General features: G+C 42.2%; 1 protein-coding gene. It reads right to left on the reverse strand.

Annotated features, from left to right (window positions below; translation table 11 throughout):
- Positions 1–236: 236 nt before the first annotated feature.
- Entirely contained in the window at positions 237–806 is a 570-nt protein-coding gene (locus H8K52_RS20590; RefSeq protein ID WP_186924788.1) for a hypothetical protein, read from the reverse strand.
- Between the last annotated feature and the right edge of the window lie 226 nt (positions 807–1,032).

Below are 1,032 nucleotides of genomic sequence, written 5' to 3' on the forward strand. Positions count from 1 at the left end.
GCAGAATTAGGCTGGTCGAAAACGCCAGCGGATAGAAGGTGGTGAAACTAAGTTTCACGAGCAAATGACCAGAGACTTATTACGAATTGTGAACGTACGACACAACGAAGCAGGAGAGAAAAATGAAGAACGAAAATTAAATGCAATGAATTTGCAAGTTGGACTTGACATGCATCATAGAAGGGCGGGTGCAACCCGCACCCTAGCTGACTTGTTGCAAACCGATCGATTTTGCATTACTCGACGAAGAGCCATCGTGATAACAGTCCTCCATCTTTGGCAGGCAGTTTTGCAATCTCATTTAATATTCGAGACCAAACCAAACACGTTTGGTACGCAGTCGTATTTTTGTTCTTTGATGTGAACGCCTCTAATGCTGTTTCGCCGTGCTTTGTAACAACCTTATCGAGAACTACGTCTAGTATAGGGCCTGCAACATCCTCTTTCGGTGGAAGGGTCGGTGAATTGAGAGCTGCATTGACGATTTGCGTTTGGATTAACTTTGTACGTTCACGGAATTGAGATGGAAAATCTTCCCAGCCCAATGATCCGTAATCGCCTGGTAACATTAAGCGTGCACAAGCATTTGGATCAGAAGTGAGTAGGAAAGAGGTTACATTGGCAAGATTTGTAATGTGTTCAAATGCTTGCTCATCGCTGGCACGAGAAAGAAGTTTGCCAAATGCTTTTGCCATAGATGCAGCCTGAAATGCACTTTCGGACTGCGTTTTCGCATTGAGGAAGTCGACTTTCAATGCGACTGAAAGAAACAGTAAGATAAATATGGGAGAGATTTTAATTTTCATGGCAAGAGTGAGGCAAACTTCTTAGTGAGTAGATTTTTTTGTAAAAACATATATTAAATCAATGACGAATAATTCTCAATTCACCTAGGTCGCGTCGAGGCGAGCCTGTGAATAAATTTGTGTAAATGTCCACGGTCTATTAACCTCTCGAGCGAGGAATTACCGATGGACATTTTAATGGATAGAGAAAAACTGAAAGCTTTGGCAAAAGAGCTTGCCAAGGATA

Source organism: Affinundibacterium seohonense (assembly GCF_014284305.1).
In the GTDB taxonomy this organism is placed as follows: Bacteria; Pseudomonadota; Gammaproteobacteria; order Burkholderiales; family Burkholderiaceae_D; genus Undibacterium; species Undibacterium seohonense.